At 45.3% G+C, this 15,178-nt stretch carries 18 protein-coding genes; 3 read left to right on the top strand and 15 right to left on the bottom strand.

What is annotated here, in order from left to right; all coding sequences use genetic code 11:
- Window positions 1-7: 7 nt before the first annotated feature.
- Window positions 8-646: an MBL fold metallo-hydrolase gene (locus MKX80_RS13630; protein WP_182070384.1), complete on the bottom strand. Its 639-nt coding sequence runs from the start codon at window positions 644-646 to the stop codon at window positions 8-10.
- Window positions 647-801: 155 nt separating this feature from the next.
- On the opposite strand from MKX80_RS13630, the gene MKX80_RS13635 reads away from it, so the two are divergent.
- On the top strand, window positions 802-975 hold the full coding sequence (locus MKX80_RS13635) for a DUF2759 domain-containing protein (protein WP_003183486.1): 174 nt from the start codon (window positions 802-804) through the stop codon (window positions 973-975).
- Between the two features lie 59 nt (window positions 976-1,034).
- Here the strand turns inward: MKX80_RS13635 and MKX80_RS13640 are convergent, their stop codons facing one another.
- From MKX80_RS13640 to MKX80_RS13705, 14 genes are all read right to left on the bottom strand, one after another.
- Window positions 1,035-1,349, bottom strand: a complete 315-nt coding sequence (locus tag MKX80_RS13640; protein ID WP_003183487.1) for an MTH1187 family thiamine-binding protein — start codon at window positions 1,347-1,349, stop codon at window positions 1,035-1,037.
- Window positions 1,350-1,364: 15 nt separating this feature from the next.
- Window positions 1,365-2,474 (bottom strand): hypothetical protein, encoded by a 1,110-nt coding sequence (locus tag MKX80_RS13645; RefSeq protein WP_182070383.1) that lies wholly within the window; start codon window positions 2,472-2,474, stop codon window positions 1,365-1,367.
- A 54-nt stretch (window positions 2,475-2,528) separates the two neighbouring features.
- Window positions 2,529-3,653 (bottom strand): M14 family metallocarboxypeptidase, encoded by a 1,125-nt coding sequence (locus MKX80_RS13650; protein WP_234111970.1) that lies wholly within the window; start codon window positions 3,651-3,653, stop codon window positions 2,529-2,531.
- Window positions 3,654-3,795: 142 nt separating this feature from the next.
- Complete coding sequence (locus MKX80_RS13655; protein ID WP_234111971.1) at window positions 3,796-4,740, bottom strand: iron-hydroxamate ABC transporter substrate-binding protein; 945 nt, start codon at window positions 4,738-4,740, stop codon at window positions 3,796-3,798.
- Window positions 4,741-4,882: 142 nt separating this feature from the next.
- Window positions 4,883-6,805 carry an LTA synthase family protein gene (locus MKX80_RS13660; protein ID WP_234111972.1) on the bottom strand — a complete coding sequence of 641 codons (1,923 nt, stop codon included), beginning with the start codon at window positions 6,803-6,805 and terminating at the stop codon, window positions 4,883-4,885.
- Between the two features lie 181 nt (window positions 6,806-6,986).
- Window positions 6,987-7,961 (bottom strand): ROK family glucokinase, encoded by a 975-nt coding sequence (locus tag MKX80_RS13665; RefSeq protein ID WP_268342889.1) that lies wholly within the window; start codon window positions 7,959-7,961, stop codon window positions 6,987-6,989.
- 24 nt (window positions 7,962-7,985) lie between these two features.
- The gene (locus MKX80_RS13670; protein WP_043927901.1) at window positions 7,986-8,183 is read right to left on the bottom strand and encodes a YqgQ family protein; all 198 of its coding nucleotides are present in this window, start codon (window positions 8,181-8,183) and stop codon (window positions 7,986-7,988) included.
- A gap of 101 nt (window positions 8,184-8,284) precedes the next feature.
- Window positions 8,285-9,739, bottom strand: coding sequence for a spore germination protein (locus MKX80_RS13675; protein ID WP_234111974.1), 1,455 nt, complete (start codon window positions 9,737-9,739; stop codon window positions 8,285-8,287).
- A gap of 76 nt (window positions 9,740-9,815) precedes the next feature.
- On the bottom strand, window positions 9,816-11,354 hold the full coding sequence (locus MKX80_RS13680; protein ID WP_234113239.1) for a rhomboid family intramembrane serine protease: 1,539 nt from the start codon (window positions 11,352-11,354) through the stop codon (window positions 9,816-9,818).
- A gap of 96 nt (window positions 11,355-11,450) precedes the next feature.
- Entirely contained in the window at window positions 11,451-11,624 is a 174-nt protein-coding gene (locus MKX80_RS13685) for a hypothetical protein (RefSeq protein ID WP_186807205.1), read from the bottom strand.
- A 49-nt stretch (window positions 11,625-11,673) separates the two neighbouring features.
- Window positions 11,674-12,258, bottom strand: a complete 585-nt coding sequence (locus MKX80_RS13690) for a 5-formyltetrahydrofolate cyclo-ligase (protein WP_182070377.1) — start codon at window positions 12,256-12,258, stop codon at window positions 11,674-11,676.
- 49 nt (window positions 12,259-12,307) lie between these two features.
- Window positions 12,308-12,457, bottom strand: coding sequence for a 50S ribosomal protein L33 (rpmG, locus tag MKX80_RS13695; RefSeq protein ID WP_003183500.1), 150 nt, complete (start codon window positions 12,455-12,457; stop codon window positions 12,308-12,310).
- Between the two features lie 103 nt (window positions 12,458-12,560).
- Window positions 12,561-13,673 carry a glycosyltransferase family 4 protein gene (locus MKX80_RS13700; protein WP_339226981.1) on the bottom strand — a complete coding sequence of 371 codons (1,113 nt, stop codon included), beginning with the start codon at window positions 13,671-13,673 and terminating at the stop codon, window positions 12,561-12,563.
- On the bottom strand, window positions 13,670-14,164 hold the full coding sequence (locus MKX80_RS13705; RefSeq protein WP_268294025.1) for a hypothetical protein: 495 nt from the start codon (window positions 14,162-14,164) through the stop codon (window positions 13,670-13,672). The genes MKX80_RS13700 and MKX80_RS13705 overlap by 4 nt, the downstream gene beginning before the upstream one ends.
- 175 nt (window positions 14,165-14,339) lie before the next feature.
- On the opposite strand from MKX80_RS13705, the gene MKX80_RS13710 reads away from it, so the two are divergent.
- Entirely contained in the window at window positions 14,340-14,690 is a 351-nt protein-coding gene (locus MKX80_RS13710) for a hypothetical protein (RefSeq protein WP_011198121.1), read from the top strand.
- Window positions 14,687-15,172, top strand: coding sequence for an endolytic transglycosylase MltG (locus MKX80_RS13715; RefSeq protein WP_154997116.1), 486 nt, complete (start codon window positions 14,687-14,689; stop codon window positions 15,170-15,172). The genes MKX80_RS13710 and MKX80_RS13715 overlap by 4 nt, the downstream gene beginning before the upstream one ends.
- The last annotated feature ends 6 nt before the right edge of the window (window positions 15,173-15,178 follow it).

Raw genomic sequence — 15,178 nt, forward strand, 5'->3', positions numbered from 1 at the left:
TTATGTTTTACAAAGTAAATCCGTTGATGAACGGGTTTTGCTCCTGTTCTGTTGCAATGTCCGTCTCTGGGCCGTGACCGCTTAACACAAGCGTCTCTTCCGGAAGCGTCAGCAGTTTTTGATGAATACTGTCCATCAGCACCTTTTGATTGCCTCCCGGCAGGTCTGTACGCCCGATCCCTCCTTTAAACAAAACATCCCCGGAAACGATCAGGTTTTCCTCTTCCGCATAATACGAGATACTGCCCGGAGAATGCCCAGGCGTAAAGAGCATGCGGAGCGTAAAAGGGCCGATTTTAAGATCCCCCTCTTCTTCGATCAGATGATCTGCTTTTTCTGCTGTGATCGTCTGTCCTGTAAGCAGCGCTGAACCGTTTAATGAAGGATCGGTCAGCCATTCAGCTTCATTTTTATGTACGTATACAGGAATGTTCCATTCTTTTCTGACATTGTCCACAGCTCCGATATGATCAAAATGAGCGTGAGTGAGCAATACAGCAAGAGGTTTCAGCCCTTTTTCTTTTATGTATGCATTCAGCTTGCCTGATTCACTGCCGGGATCAAATATTAAGCAGGTACCGTCGTCATTGGATAAAATATAAGCATTCGTCTGGATAGGCCCTAAAGGCATTCTTCTCCATTTCATTTTTTTCACCTCAGATTCATCTTTCTTTGTTCCATTATGAAGGTTTTGTGAGAAACTTTCAATGAATCATGTTGTCCTCGACAAACTTAATGAAAACGGTTAAAATAAAATTGGAAATATACTGCAGGGGATCCAAGCGAAGGGGGTTTATATTGATGTTGCTCGTGATCATTTTCGGTCTAGTCACGATATTATCTGCTCTTGGGGTTCTTCGTTCTCTTAAACAAATCAACGTTCTTGGCATCTTATTTGGCGGGGCGGCCTTTTTAGTGTTCGGATGGTTTACCGTCATGACAATTATTAACAGTGGGTATCCGACAGTCCACTAACCCGGTGCCTTTTGACAAAGACAGCCTTATTCCGCTATTTCGGAATAAGGCTGTCTTTCTTATTGACTGAAATGACGCTGGACGCTTGCAAGCTTGCCTTCCATCGTCGTTTTTTTGTCACGGCGGTCGTCAATCCTGATATTTGTCGCTACTCTGTGGATGCCTTTTTGGAAAGGCGCTTCGTGAATCGTCTGAATCACCTGAAATAAATCACTTAATTCCCCTTCAATCAAAGTATTCATCGGTGTCAGCTGATAATTGATTTTGCCTTCTTTTTTAAATCCTTCCAAAATAGTTTGAATCTCCGCTACATACGCGCTTACGCTCGGAGTCTCAGTACCGATCGGTATGATGGTGACGTCTGCTATGGCCACTGTCCATTCTCCTTTCTATTCTTTGGTTACAAGGGGCGCTGCTGTTTTTGAGTTGAGTGAAATGATTTGATCCTGAGTATAGCCGTACAAGACATAATCCCCGTCAGGAGATATGGTAATCGGAAGCATTTCCACTTTTTCACGAATGACTTCCCGTTTGCCTGATTTGAGGCTGACGGAAATCAGATCATACAAGGAGCCCGACTCATTCGGCTGATACGTATAAAACAGCTCATCCCGAGGATCATAACTGTACTCCATCGGTGACAGGCTGCCATATTCCGAGAACAGCGGCAACTTGAAAGAAATTTTCTTTTCCGACGAAGATACGTCTGAAAATATGTAGGTGCCCTGACGATGATTGGATGAAGGTGTTACGATCAGCCTCAAATCGCCCACAACATCTAGCAGTACGGCATCACCAGCGAGCTTCTTTTCCCGTCCGTCCGCTGTGTTGTAGGAATAAACAGGAGCCGGTTTTTCCCGATCCCGTTCATTCCATTTGATATATTCAAAAGTGTCGGCGGAAGTCCAATGAATAAAGGCAGCCTGTGCGATGTCTTTTTCCGTTTGCTCTTCTTTTGCATCAATCAGGCGCGATTCATAATTCCAGTCTTTCGTAAATGTTGTCACGTATAAAAGATAAGGATCGAACCGATTCCAGTCCACTTGCAGTTCATGAGTGCGAAATTTTTTTGTGAACAGCTGTTTCCCTTGTAAATTAAGTAAAGTTAACTTCATTTCAGAGCCGTTTCCGGCGGTTTGGATGAGAATCATGCCTTTTTCCCTGTTTACTTCCGCCGCTATCAGCCTGTCATCCGTCTTGTAGATCGTTTCGCCCGTCCCTTTAAATATATCATATGATTTGACTTCACTTCCTGCGACCGGATCGGTTGCGGTGTATATAACGGTTTCATTATCAAGCCATCCTGCCGCTTCATCAAAGTGCCGGTCCTTGAGCGCTATCACTTTTTTATCTTTTACTGCTGCACTGCTTTCTCTTTTCCCTTCCGGCTCCTCGTGATGAACGCTTTTCGATCCTTCCTGATGCTGCGGCGTGCAACCAGCCGCAGCCATGGTCATCACAGCGGCAATAATCAATAATGAAACTCTCAAACCGGCCATTCTCCCTCCATAAATGATTGGCTGTCTAATTTACGATTTTCACCGTGAAAAGTTTCAGCTTTCAAAAAAGCAGGATGCCCAAAGTATTCCTCTGCTTTTACAATATATATCGTCAAATTGTTTGAGCGGTAAAGGATTTTTTCCTTTGCCAAGTTCAACAGTATATCCTTCTCTTCCGTAATAATGAATAAACCAATCTCTAAATCCTGCATAGCTGTCTATATATCTGACGCCCTTATAACCGCTCAGTTGCTCAAATGTTTTGATCATATCAGCCGATTCAGGCGGCTCGAGCCCCTTGTATCCCCAATAAATTTCCTCTCCCTGTGTGTGAAGCGCCACAAGCCGATCAGGCGGCTCGTTTGCGATTAAATCCCTCATCGATACCGCTTCCGGTTCTGTCAGCGGTTCATCTCCGGGGTAGTCTCTGTAGGAAGGGGATTTGGGCGGTTTTCTCTGTTTTTCGATCTCCCAAAAAGACGGAAACTGATTATTTAAATCCACTCCGTTTATATTGGCTTTCCATTCCCGGAAATCCCGCTGATGCTCATTCATCTCATCCAGTGCTTCCCGCGCTATCCCAAGATAACCGGGGCCGTTAAGCACAAGGTCAACCCCGTCGGGATTAACGATCGGCACGACGGAAAGCTTTGTTGATGAAAAAATATCGAGCGGTGAAAAACCTAAAGCGGATCGGCCTGTACATAAATGATAACAGTATTCTTTGAGCCATTTCATTAAAACAGAAGTGGTGATCCATTCATTGGCATGAAAAGAGGCATTTATATGCGTTCTTTTTCCGGCATTTTCAGCTCCAAGGAGCAGTTCATATATAGGCTGGCCCATACTTGAGCGGCCGATGATGCGGGAAGTAACAAACGGAAAGCATTCCGTCAATCTGTCAATTTCCTTTTTCAGTTCTGCTGAATCGTAAACGACTGTTTTTGTCAGCCACTGTTCATCTTCAAGTGTGTATTGATTCACCAATAATTGCAGCTGTTCATATGTTTCGGCTGCTGGAACGTTTTTTCCTGCTTGAAAAGATGCTCCCGGAAAATAAAATTCGTCCGCGGATGAATTTGCATTTGCGCTGATTAAAAGCGGTTCAGGTATGTTCAGGATGTCAGACAGTCTTTCCATATTCTGCTTTAACTCCGGTTTGATGTAGATGAATGCCATCAATGATCCCTCCCACAATAGCATATGAGGAATGCTCGTTTAAAAACTCTCCCGGTTTGCACTTGAAAATCGCTTTTTCAATGAGGGTTAAGCCCGGTTTCAGCCTGCAAAAAAACTTCCGCCCAATAAGGCGGAAGTTTTTCTATTTCGTTAAGCTTTCTGTAATAAAGTCGAGCTGGCCCTCTAATGAAATCGGATCGGAAAAATAGAAGCCGACAGGGTCGATTTTATAGACATGTTGATTTTTGACCGCGCCCAGGTTATTCCAAATGGAGGTATTAAGCACAGCACTGTCGTCTCCACTTGATTCCCAAGGTCCTATAAATATATAATCTCCAGCGAAATCAGGCAGCTTTTCTAAAGAAATGCTCGTGTAGCCCGGACCTTCGTCGATTGCTTTTTCCTTCGTCAGCTTTGTCGCCTTTAAGCCAAGATCTTGATAAACAATGCTTCCTCCCCTTCCGAATTGATCGCCGAATACAAAGATTTCTTTGCCGTTTGTTTGCATAATGGAAACCGTTTTGTCCCCGACAGCTTTTTGAACTTTCGATTTGGCCGCCGCAACTTTTTTGTCCCATTCAGCCAGCCATTTTTCCGCTTGATCTTCAGTGCCTGTCATTTTTGCGAAATCCTTCAGCCGTTCAGTGTTATTTAGACTGTCATATTTCAAAGCGACCGTCGGAGCGATTTTTTCCAGCTTTTCGATATCAGCGCCTTGGGTCGTCCATACGACAATCAGATCCGGTTTTAATTGAATAACCTTTTCAGCGGAATTTCCTTCACCAATGTTTGTCACACCATCTGTTTTCCCTTTGAAATAGGGATTTTTGAATACCCTGTCAGGGGCACCCACTACTTTGAGACCAAGTGTTTTGAAATAGCCGAAATAATCGTCAGCCATGACAACCACCCGTTTCGGATGCTTCGGAACTTTAACCGTTCCGTTTTCAGCCTTGTATGTAATCGTTTCTTCGCTTTTTGATTGAGAAGAATCTTTGCTCTCTGCTTGATTGCCGCATGCTGTCAATGCTGCGATCAAAAATAGTATAAAACACGCTGACGCGAGCGTTTTACCTTTAATATTCACTTTTCATACCTTCTTTCTTGTTTCATTATCGATAAAGAGAATCATTATCAATTATATCATAACCGGCATTGGCTTGGATCAAGATTTTTATGACGGACTCTTGTCATTAAAAACAGGCCGGAACGATATCCGGCCTGCTGCATCAACTTTCTCCGCCAAAAGAGAAGCTTACTTGTCTTTTGGCTTGGCGAGATTGCTTTTTTAAGCGCTCGCTGTCATAAAATCTCAGCAAGTCGCCGTAAATGATTTGATCTGAGTATGAAAGCTCCTGTTTCGCTTTTTCAATGTACGGCTCACAGCCTTTTTTATCTTTAGACGGCTCGCCTGTCGATTTATCATAGCATATGCCGTCCGTGTATACTTTGTCTTTCGTAATAAAGCTGCCGTCGCGAAGCACTGTGAACTCTGTTTTGTCTTTGGCAAACAGGTCGTTTCCGAACTGGATCTGATCGCTTGAATCAATTCCGAGAAGATTCAGTATAGTTGGCCGAATGTCGATTTGGCCGCCGACCGTGTCAATGGTTTTCGGCTCTTTATCCGTCACTCCCGGAATGTGGATCACAAGCGGAACTCTTTGAAGCTGCACTTCCTCAAAAGGGGTTACTTCTCTGCCGAGGAATTGGCTCATCGCTTCGTTATGGTTTTCGGAAATCCCGTAATGGTCACCGTATAACACGATAACGGAATTATCGTAGAGGCCGTCTTCTTTCAGCTTTTCAATAAAACGTTTAAGCGCTTCATCCTGATAGCGGACGGTCGGGAAATATCTGTTTAACGTACGGCTTTTCGAATCGAATTCATCGATCAGTTTATCTTCCTCATCAAGCTCAAACGGAAAATGGTTTGTCAGCGTGATCAGACGGGTATAAAACGGCTGAGGCATTTCTTTCATCAGCTCTGATGTTTGTTCGAAAAATTCCTTATCTTTCAGTCCCCATCCCACTGAGTTTTCTTCGTTTACATCATAGGATTTGATATCGTAAAACTTATCGTATTTCAACGTTTCGTACATAATATCCCGATTCCAGAAGCTTTTGTTGTTCGCATGGAAAATCGAGGAATAGTAGCCGTGATTCTTCATTATTTCAGGCATTGCCGTATATTCGTTTCCTGCATTCGTAAAGAAGACCGCTCCTCTTCCAAGAGGGTAGAGAGAGTTGTCGACGATGAATTCGGAATCAGCCGTTTTGCCTTGACCTGTCTGATGATAGAAGTTCTCGAAGCTGTAGCTTTTTTTAATCAGGTCGTTTAAATAAGGCGTAATCTCTTTGCCGTTTAACTTTTGGTTCACGACAAAGCTTTGGGTGGATTCCAGAGAAACGAGGATCACATTCCGTCCTTTGGCGATCCCGGCCAGGTCCTTATTGGTGTCCGTGCGGTTTGCGCTGACATAGTTTTCAATCTCCGTGAGGCTGTTGCTGTCGGCCAGCGCACGCTGTGCAGACTGCTTCGACTGGATCAGCCCGTCATAGATATGAAAGTTGTAAAGGCTGATGTTTTTCACAAGAACTTCCCTGTCAAACGATCTTGTCAAAAGCTGAGGTCTTTCTGTTTCAGAAATCCCTAAATTGAAAAAGAAAACGGCAGCGACAAATAGATAGTAAGCCGCGCGCTCCTTTCTTGTCGCCTTTCCGCCTGTTTTGGCAGGCTGGCGCTTGTACAGCCAAATTAAAATGGCAATGTCGACGATGAGAAGCAAATCGGTCGGCATAAACAAAGAGTTGATGCTGCTTCCCAAATCGCCCATATTATTCGTCTGGAACAATACAGGAATCGTTAAAAAGTCGTTGTAAAAACGGTAGAAGATCATGTTGGCAAGCAAGACAAACGTTAGAACGATGCTTGCCCCGATAATAAACCGGTTCCTGTTTTTTTCTTTGAAAAACAGGCCGATTCCGAATATAAACAGCAAAAAGCTTAAAGGATTGATGAACAATATAAACTCTTGCATGAAGTTTTCAATTTTAATGTTGAAGCTTGTTTTGTAGACGACATACGTTTTCAGCCACATCAGCAATGTCGCAATTAACAAAAACGAAATTTTTGAAAAAAATGACTTTCGCATTCCAAACCTCCCTATGCAGCAAGACGCATGTTTCAGAAAACGACATTTCCACATATTGTTTATTTTAGAAAAATCGCTAAAATTACTAAATCATATCTTAACCTGTCTGTACAAAAAAATCAATTATTTTTCACATTGGCTTAAAAGTGTTAACAATGCTGCAAAGTGGTCCGACAATGCTTTATAAAACAGGCTGCGCCTGGCTTTTCAGCCATTGATTTTTTGCGATCCATGCGCCGCCGATCACGCCTGCGTCGTTTCCAAGTGAAGCGATTACGATCTCAGCCGCCTCACCGGCCCGCGGGAATACGAAGCGGTTGAAAGATTGTTCAACTTTGGAGCGCAGGATTTCTCCTGCTTTTGACACGCCTCCGCCAATTACGATTTTTGAAGGATTAAGCGAGCTCGCCAAATTGCCGAGGACCATTCCTAAATGGTTGGCGACATAATCGACGACTTCGCCAGCAACAGGATCGTTTTTTCGGGCTGCTTGAAAAATATCGCGTGCCGTTAAATCCGGACATGCACGCATGCTTGTATCTCGATGGTCTGATTCTATTTTTTCTTTGGCAATCCTGACGATGCCCGTAGCTGAAGCGATCGTTTCGATACAGCCGCTTTTTCCGCAGTTGCACGGCGCTCCGCCTTCAGGAACCGAGCAGATGTGGCCGATTTCACCGCCTGCTCCGTTTTGCCCGCGAACGATTTCTCCGTTTACAATAATGCCGCCTCCGACGCCCGTCCCCAATGTTACGAGAATCAAATCCTTTGCGCCGTCGCCCGCTCCTTTCCACATTTCGCCGAGAGCCGCGATGTTCGCGTCATTTTCGATGACCGCCGCGATCCCTGTCTCTGCTTCCAGATGGTCTTTCAACGGGTAGTTTTCCCAGCCCATATTCGTCGTTTTATAAACGATGCCTGTCTCCGTATTGACGGGGCCTGGAGCGCCCATGCCGATCCATTTTAAGATGTGCTTCGGTTTGCCGAGCTCTTTCAATTTTCTGTCGATGGCTTTTGCGATGCTTACCGTAACCGTTTTCCCCGATTTATCGGTCGGTATTTCCCACTTGTGCAGGATTTCGCCATAAGCGCTTACAAAAGCGAGTTTTACTGTTGTTCCTCCAAGGTCAACCCCGACCAGCCAGCTGTCATTCATTCTGCTCCCCCTCTTATCCCTGTTTTATTTTCTCTTTACTTTTGTGAGTTCATTCTGCAAAATTGAAACACCTTGAACCCATTGTTCTTTTTCTATCAGATTCGAAAGAAACATTTCTTTCAGTTCGTCCATCATATATTCAAGTTCAAGCTCGCGATCCCCAAAATAAACATAACATCCAAACTGTTTCAGCAAAAGCTGTACATCATAGGCTGTTTTCATCTTATTTCACCATTCTTTAAAGGTCTAACATTAGCGTATTCATAAAGCTGTCCGGCGTCAAGCAAAAAAAAAGCCTGTTTTCCTGGCCGGAAAACAGACATTCAGCGGTCGGGATCCTGAGGATCCAAAAATACGGGTCTTCTATTTTTCAGCGGCATCGGCGTGCGAATCGCGATATCGCGGAAGGCTCTGTAGTCAAAGGGGATAAACGGCCATAAATACGGCACTTGAAACGACTTCATTCTGACCAGATAAATCACCCAGCAGAATATCGCGATGACAAAGCCGATCGGTCCGAATGCACCGGCCGCGATCAGGAGAACGATTCTTGCAAGCCTGTTCGCTATGCTCAGCTCATAGCTCGGCGTAGCAAATGTGCCGATGGCCGCGACAGCGAGATACAAGACGACTTCATGCGAGAAAAGCCCGACCTGCACCGCTACTTCCCCGATCATTAAAGCAGCTACGAGTCCGAGAGCCGTTGCCAGAGACGACGGGGTGTGGATTGCAGCCATCCGCATCATGTCGACGCCTATTTCAATAATGATGAATTGCGCAAGCAGCGGAATGGCTCCTTTTTTTTCAGGCCCTATATATTCAAGGGCGTCCGGCAAATGGTCGGGATGGACGGAAAGCAGAAACCACAGCGGCAGCAAAAAGATCGATGCCAAAACAGATATAAAGCGGACCATTCGCAAATAAGCGCCTGCAAGTGGTTTGTTTCTGTACTCTTCGGCATGCTGCATATGATGCCAAAAAGTAACTGGGGTAATCAGCGCGCTTGGCGAGCCGTCCACAAAGACGAGAATATGGCCTTCATACAAATGAACGGCCGCAGTATCAGGTCTTTCTGTATAGCGAACCGTCGGATAAGGGTTCCAATGACGGCCGCCGATGTATTCTTCCAGTGTCTTTTCCGCCATTGTCAAAGCGTCCGTATCGATCGCTTCAAGCGACTGTTTCAGCTTTTTTACACTTTCCAAGTCGGCGATATCTTCCAAATAACAGATGACGACATCTGTTTTGCTTCTTCTGCCGACCTGCAGGAACTCCATTCTGAGAGAACGGTCGCGGATTCTTCGTCTCGTCAGTGCGGTGTTAAACACGATTGTTTCGACGAAGCCGTCTCTTGAACCCCTGACGACGCGTTCATTGTCGGGTTCCTCCGGGTTTCTTGCCGGATATGTCCGCGCATCGATAATAATGGCATGATCAACCCCGTCGGCAAGAAGAACGGCCGGACCGGACAGCACCTGGGCGGCTGCTTTGTCGAGGTCATCCTCCGTGTCAATTTCGATATAAGGAATGTATGTTTTGACCAGCTTTTCAAGCGGATCGTCTTCCAGACTTTCAGGTGTGAGCCTTGAGAGATTCTTAAGCAGGTGGTGCATAATATCATCTTTTACAAAGCCGTCGACAAGATAAAGCGACATGTCTCTATCAGCATAAACGACATCAAGCCGGATCATGTCGAAGCTTTTGTCGACACCCAGCTTTTCATTTAAATATTCAACATTTTTCGCTAAATTTTTCTGGACCGCATGCTTTTTTTCCATTGTATATTAAAAGCTCCCGTCAAATGAGTCTATACTAAAGACCATTTTTAACATAACGGAAGCTTTTCATACTTGATTACCGGGCAGTTTTCTTCTTAATGTCGTCCTGGAGCGCTTTATACATCTCTTCGTCAGGCTTTTCAGCCAACGCTCTTTCAACAGACTGTTCGGCTTTGGCAAGCTCGCCTTTTTCGGCATAGAGCCAAGCGAGATTATAGAGGGAGGCGTGGTCTGATGGATCTTTTTCAACGACGGCCTCGAACCTTTTCTCGGCGTTTTCATACTCGCCGAGTTTAATCTCGGTATAAGCGAGCAGCTTTAAAGTGTCGCTGGAAGCGTCCGGCTTTGAGCCTGCTTCCTGTAAGGCATCCTTAACCTTTTCATAGTCTCCCTCTTCATACCATTTCGCTGCCTGATGCAGCATGGCATTTTCCTGCACCGGAGCTGAATGTGTCCCGAAGTACAGGGCCCCTCCTCCGATGACAAAGATGAGGACCCAGCCTGCCAGCCGCTGGAGCGGTCTTTTTTTCCCGGGGATTCCGACAGCCAAGGCCGTCAGGAGCCCGCCGATCAATCCGCCGATATGGCCAGCATTGTCAACATTTGAAATGGTGAAACCGAGGCCGAGGTTCAGGATGATAATCACAATGATATTTGTTCCGATCGTTTTTAAGAAAGCTTTCCGGTTTGAAAAAGCCAGATACAGAAGTGCTCCCAAACAACCGAAGATGGCTCCCGAAGCCCCTGCAGACGGATACGGGCTGAACAGAAAGCTGCCGATCGATCCAAAAATTCCGGCTGATATGTATATGACAAGAAAGCGGAATGATCCGAACACCCTTTCTGCTGCGGCTCCAACAGACAATAATGCAAACGTATTAAACATGAGATGGACCAATCCGATATGAAGAACGATCGGCGTGACAAGCCGCCACCATTCCCCGGCTAACAGGAGGCTGTTTTCCTTCGCCCCGAACCGGATGAGCGTTTCGGTATTCTGGCTGCCGCCTGACATTTCCAGAAGCAGAAACATGAAGACTTGAAGCACTGCGAAAATCCAGGTAAACATCGGTTTGCCCTTCTCAAATACAGCCGCTTCCCGCCGCCTTTCTTCTTCTCTTGCTTTAGCCGCTGCTAATACTTCGGCTCTCTTCTCTTCCACATTTTCGTATCCGGCATCCTGCATTTGGCCTGTCAGCTCATCTGGCCCCATGTTTAAAGCAACGGCGAGTTTGCGTAACCCTTCTTCAGCCGAAGCATGATCAATAAAAACCGGCACGATGCTGATCCGCTTATCTGCGACCGGATGACTGACAACATCTTCCCACTCATCTACAGGCGCTTCCTGCGACAAATAGACGTTCAATATCGAGAGCTTTCGCTGCCCTGATGCTGCTCTCAGCCGCTCGGCCCTTTCATAAAGAGATTCCAAGTCGCGGACGAGATCCTGTCTGAAATCGATATCGTTCCGGAAAACGCGAACCAAATCATACGGCGCGCTCCCCCTCGCTTCAAGCCAGGCTTCTCCGAATGAAGCGGGTGCCTGCACAAGCTCAAAATCTCTGTCTAAGAGGTTCCCGATGAAATTCCAATACAAATAATCGATTGAATACATACCGACGCTCCACAATTGTTTTTTGTCCATTATAACAGGAAACGCGTCACTCTGCGTCTTTTAAGCGCTTTAAAAAATCCCGTTTTTAAACGGGATTCAGAATGCCTGCTGTATAAACTTATTGCGAAAAAACGGAATTCTCATCATCAAATGGATAAAATAGTGGCGGATCTGGTTTTGACCGAGAATGAAATTGATGACACGATAACGGTTTTGAAAAAACACAAGGGCGGCAATGATGCCTACTACAATGAACGTAACTTTTCTCATATGATCCCTCCTATAACCTATAACCGTATCGTGTCTCATTTTTCAATAATTATTCAGCAGGGTCGCGGACAGGCCCGCTGCAGTTGTAAACAGCGTCTTCGGTCAAAACTTGCTTGACCGGAATGTCGTGCGGCTCCTTTGGAACATGATCGATCACTTGGCACTCGAAAGCCAGCGATGCGGTATCTTTTGTGAAATCGGCCAGATATCTGTCATAATAGCCACCTCCATAGCCGATTCTGTATCCTGTCCTGTCATAGCAAATTCCCGGTACAAGGATGAAGTCGATGTCTTCTGGATCCATCCGCTCGGTTTTGTGCACGATCGGTTCCTGCAGGCCAAAATACACGACTTCAAGATCGCTTTCATCCTGATAGCTGCGAAAGTGCATCTCTTTTGTTTCAGGCATACATTTCGGAATGCACACCGTTTTTCCTTCAAGCCGGGCCTGTTCGATAATCGGTTTTGTCGGAACTTCGCGATTTCTGGATATCGTGAGGGCAATGACAGACGCTTTTTTCCACTGTTTTGATTGAAATAGCTTCCGGTGAATCGCTTCCGCCTTTAAATGAAACTCCTGTTCCGGCATGTTTGCAAGCCTCTTTCTGACCTCGCTTCGTAAAGAACGCTTCACATCTCTTTCCCCCTTAAAAACAGAAAAACAGCAGGAAAATCCCTGCTGCTTACTTTGTTTCGCGGTGTAAAGTTGATTTTTTGTCACGTGGGCAATACTTTTTGAATTCAACGCGATCTGGATTGTTACGCTTGTTTTTTGTAGAAATATAGTTACGCTCGCCGCATTCAGTGCAAGCTAAAGTAATATTAACGCGCATTTATTTTTCCCTCCAAACTATATATCATTTCTGTTCAGACTTATCTATAATACCACTTATGATGCAGGAATGCCAGGCGTTTTTTTTAGTTTGTCACGGTTTGTTAAAAAGACGTGTGATACACATGATGCAAAAACGTATTTTTTATATATTCAGGATTATGCAAATCCAATATATAAGCCTCTGCCAATTGTCCGACTTTGAGCAGCTGCTCCTTATCGCGGACAATTTCTGCGAGCGCATATGCAGCCTTATACGGATCATTAAAATCAACCTGAAAACCGGTCACCCGATCGATGACGAAATCGTTCCATCCCCCGTTGTTTCCGACGGCGACGGCAGCGCCGGCAGCCATGCTTTCTTGAGCAGCAATGCCGAACGGCTCATAAAAGCTTGGAAAAACAGCCATTTCACAAAATTCCAGCCAGCTCTCTCTTTCTTCTTCACAAAGGAAAGGAAGAATTGTCACACTTTCCTTAATGCCCAATTCTCTTGCCTTGGTCTCGATCCCGCTTTGAAGCGGTCCTTCCCCGGCAATGACAAGTTCAAGGTCAGGTCGCCGTTTGTGTAGCTGTTGAAAGACGTTCAGCAATTCGATAAACCCTTTTTCCGGAACAAACCTTCCGTAGGAAAAAAAGTACGGCGCGCTTTTCATTCGTTTTTTCACCGTGCGGCTTTTTATGCACGGATAGGGAATGACCCGGACTTGCTCGAAGGGAAGCGAAAACGCCTTTTGCATGTCTGACTTCATCATACTGCTCAGCACGAGGATTTGATCGCTTTTTTCAGCCAGAAGCCGTTCGAGGATTGCCCTGTATGGGTGGACATTTCCGCCTGCTGCCTTTTTTCGGTCGCTTTCAAGGCCGTGTACCGTGGAAATCAGCGGCACCGCCAACACCTCGCTGAGATAAACGGCGGCAGGCGCGGTGACATCATCGTTTGCATGGATGAAATCAAATTTTCCTTTATGCTCCAGCACGGTTTTAATCATTTGAAAATTCATGGCGGCTACCGCCTCTTCAAAAGAAGCGAACGCTTTTAAATCAAGCGGAATCTCCAACGTTTCCCATGTATGGCTGTTGTGCCCGGCAGCCGTCGTGCAGACGGTAAAGCTGACTTCGTTCCGCAATAGTTCAAGGTGACTTCTCACATAGCGCCCCGCTCCGCTTTTCAATGAAAGGGGATTTTCCAGTGACAGCAGCAATACGTTGATCAACGAGGACGCTCCTTTTCTTCTATTAAAGAATAACTCGTATATGCGGAAAATTGAGTCGGCCAATCCTGCTGATTGTCTTGATACAGAAAACAACTGTTTGAATGGATTCCGTTTTCCCCAAGATAGAAGCAATCGGATGTCAGAACGGCTAGTGACATGTTGAGCGAATTGTATATTCGGTATTCCGCTTTGTAGAACGCGTTTCCTGCAGCGGGAAAAACCGAAGCTTCCCCTTTAAATGCACCGGTATGGATCGTCCGTACGCTGCGCTCCCCGTTTTTTACGCAAGAGAGAAGAATTTGCTTTTCGACGTCTCTTATATTTTCAAACAGCACCGCTTCAGCTGCCGAAAGCGCAGCATCTGAGATTTCCCAGCTCAGCCGAACGGTTTCATGATCCGGCGAAGTTATTTTTAAAATATCGTTACAAAACGAAGACTCGCTTCGAATACTATGTTGAAAAGGTTTTTTCGAGATGATTGTCCTTTTCACCGTGCGCCCTCCCGTTAAGCCCTGTTATGTATCTATCCTATTGGAAATGGCCCCGCAGGCGCAACGAAAATAAAATTCTTCGACAAAATTTTTATTTTTTGCATTAACTCCTTTTGAAGCAAGCGTTTTTATGGTATAAAAAAGAAGGAGAAAATTAGAATTGAAGGTGATGAACGTGGAAATTGCTATCATTGCGCTGCTCGTTGTCAGCATTGCGCTGATTGCATTCTCATATTTTCAAAGAGAACCGATCAAGGAAGTTGAACAGGAGTTGGAAACCCTTCAGCTGTCCGCCATGCAGGAAATCTATAAACTGAAAAAGAAGATGACCGTGCTTGAGGAAGAGCTCCTCGATTCAAATGTGGTCGTCCGCAGACCGAATGCCGGAATCAGCCAGCATATTGCGAAACAGATTCTTTCAAAATATCAAAACGGCATGTCTGTAGATGCCATCGCAAAAGCTGAGCATGTATCTGTCGAAGATGTCAAAGCGATCATTAAAGACAATGAGAGGGTGCTTGTATGACCAGACAAAGTGTACAAGCATTTGCCGGAGGAATGATTTTGGCTACCGCCGTTCTTGCAGGCGCATTTTATTTGACGGATAACGGAAAAGCTGAGGCTTCTAAGGATGCTCAAAACATCAGCGAAGCCGATGTCAAAACATATTTAAAGGACAATCAGCAGGTTTCGCTGAAACGCGATGAATACCAGCAACTGCTCCACTATAAAGAGACCGCTCTGAAACAGGATGATGCGTCTCAAAACAAAAAAGAAAAAGAGCAGGATGATGCGAAAAAAGGTTCCAAGTACAAACTTGAAATCAAAAGCGGCATGAGCACGGCTGAGATAGCAGACCTCCTTGCAAAAGGAAAAGTGATTTCTTCAGCCGATGACTTCAAAGATTATGTGAAAAAGACCGGAAACGAATCTAAAATCCGCGCAGGTAAATACGAACTGAAGCGCGGTGACAGCTTGAAAAACATTGTCAAAACACTGTCCAAATAAAAAAGC

Source organism: Bacillus sp. FSL K6-0972 (genome assembly GCF_037976035.1).
Lineage (GTDB): Bacteria > Bacillota > Bacilli > Bacillales > Bacillaceae > Bacillus > Bacillus haynesii.

Bases quoted from the DNA above. Each gene is read 5' to 3' on its own strand.
- MKX80_RS13635 (WP_003183486.1), top strand. From the start codon at position 802: ATGTTGCTCGTGATCATTTTCGGTCTAGTCACGATATTATCTGCTCTT.
- MKX80_RS13670 (WP_043927901.1), bottom strand. From the start codon at position 8,183: ATGAAAACAGCCTATGATGTACAGCTTTTGCTGAAACAGTTTGGATGT.
- MKX80_RS13630 (WP_182070384.1), bottom strand. From the start codon at position 646: ATGAAATGGAGAAGAATGCCTTTAGGGCCTATCCAGACGAATGCTTAT.
- MKX80_RS13680 (WP_234113239.1), bottom strand. From the start codon at position 11,354: ATGTATTCAATCGATTATTTGTATTGGAATTTCATCGGGAACCTCTTA.
- MKX80_RS13650 (WP_234111970.1), bottom strand. From the start codon at position 3,653: ATGGCATTCATCTACATCAAACCGGAGTTAAAGCAGAATATGGAAAGA.
- MKX80_RS13715 (WP_154997116.1), top strand. From the start codon at position 14,687: ATGACCAGACAAAGTGTACAAGCATTTGCCGGAGGAATGATTTTGGCT.
- MKX80_RS13660 (WP_234111972.1), bottom strand. From the start codon at position 6,805: ATGCGAAAGTCATTTTTTTCAAAAATTTCGTTTTTGTTAATTGCGACA.
- rpmG (WP_003183500.1), bottom strand. From the start codon at position 12,457: ATGCGCGTTAATATTACTTTAGCTTGCACTGAATGCGGCGAGCGTAAC.
- MKX80_RS13665 (WP_268342889.1), bottom strand. From the start codon at position 7,961: ATGAATGACAGCTGGCTGGTCGGGGTTGACCTTGGAGGAACAACAGTA.
- MKX80_RS13685 (WP_186807205.1), bottom strand. From the start codon at position 11,624: ATGAGAAAAGTTACGTTCATTGTAGTAGGCATCATTGCCGCCCTTGTG.
- MKX80_RS13675 (WP_234111974.1), bottom strand. From the start codon at position 9,739: ATGGAAAAAAAGCATGCGGTCCAGAAAAATTTAGCGAAAAATGTTGAA.
- MKX80_RS13645 (WP_182070383.1), bottom strand. From the start codon at position 2,474: ATGGCCGGTTTGAGAGTTTCATTATTGATTATTGCCGCTGTGATGACC.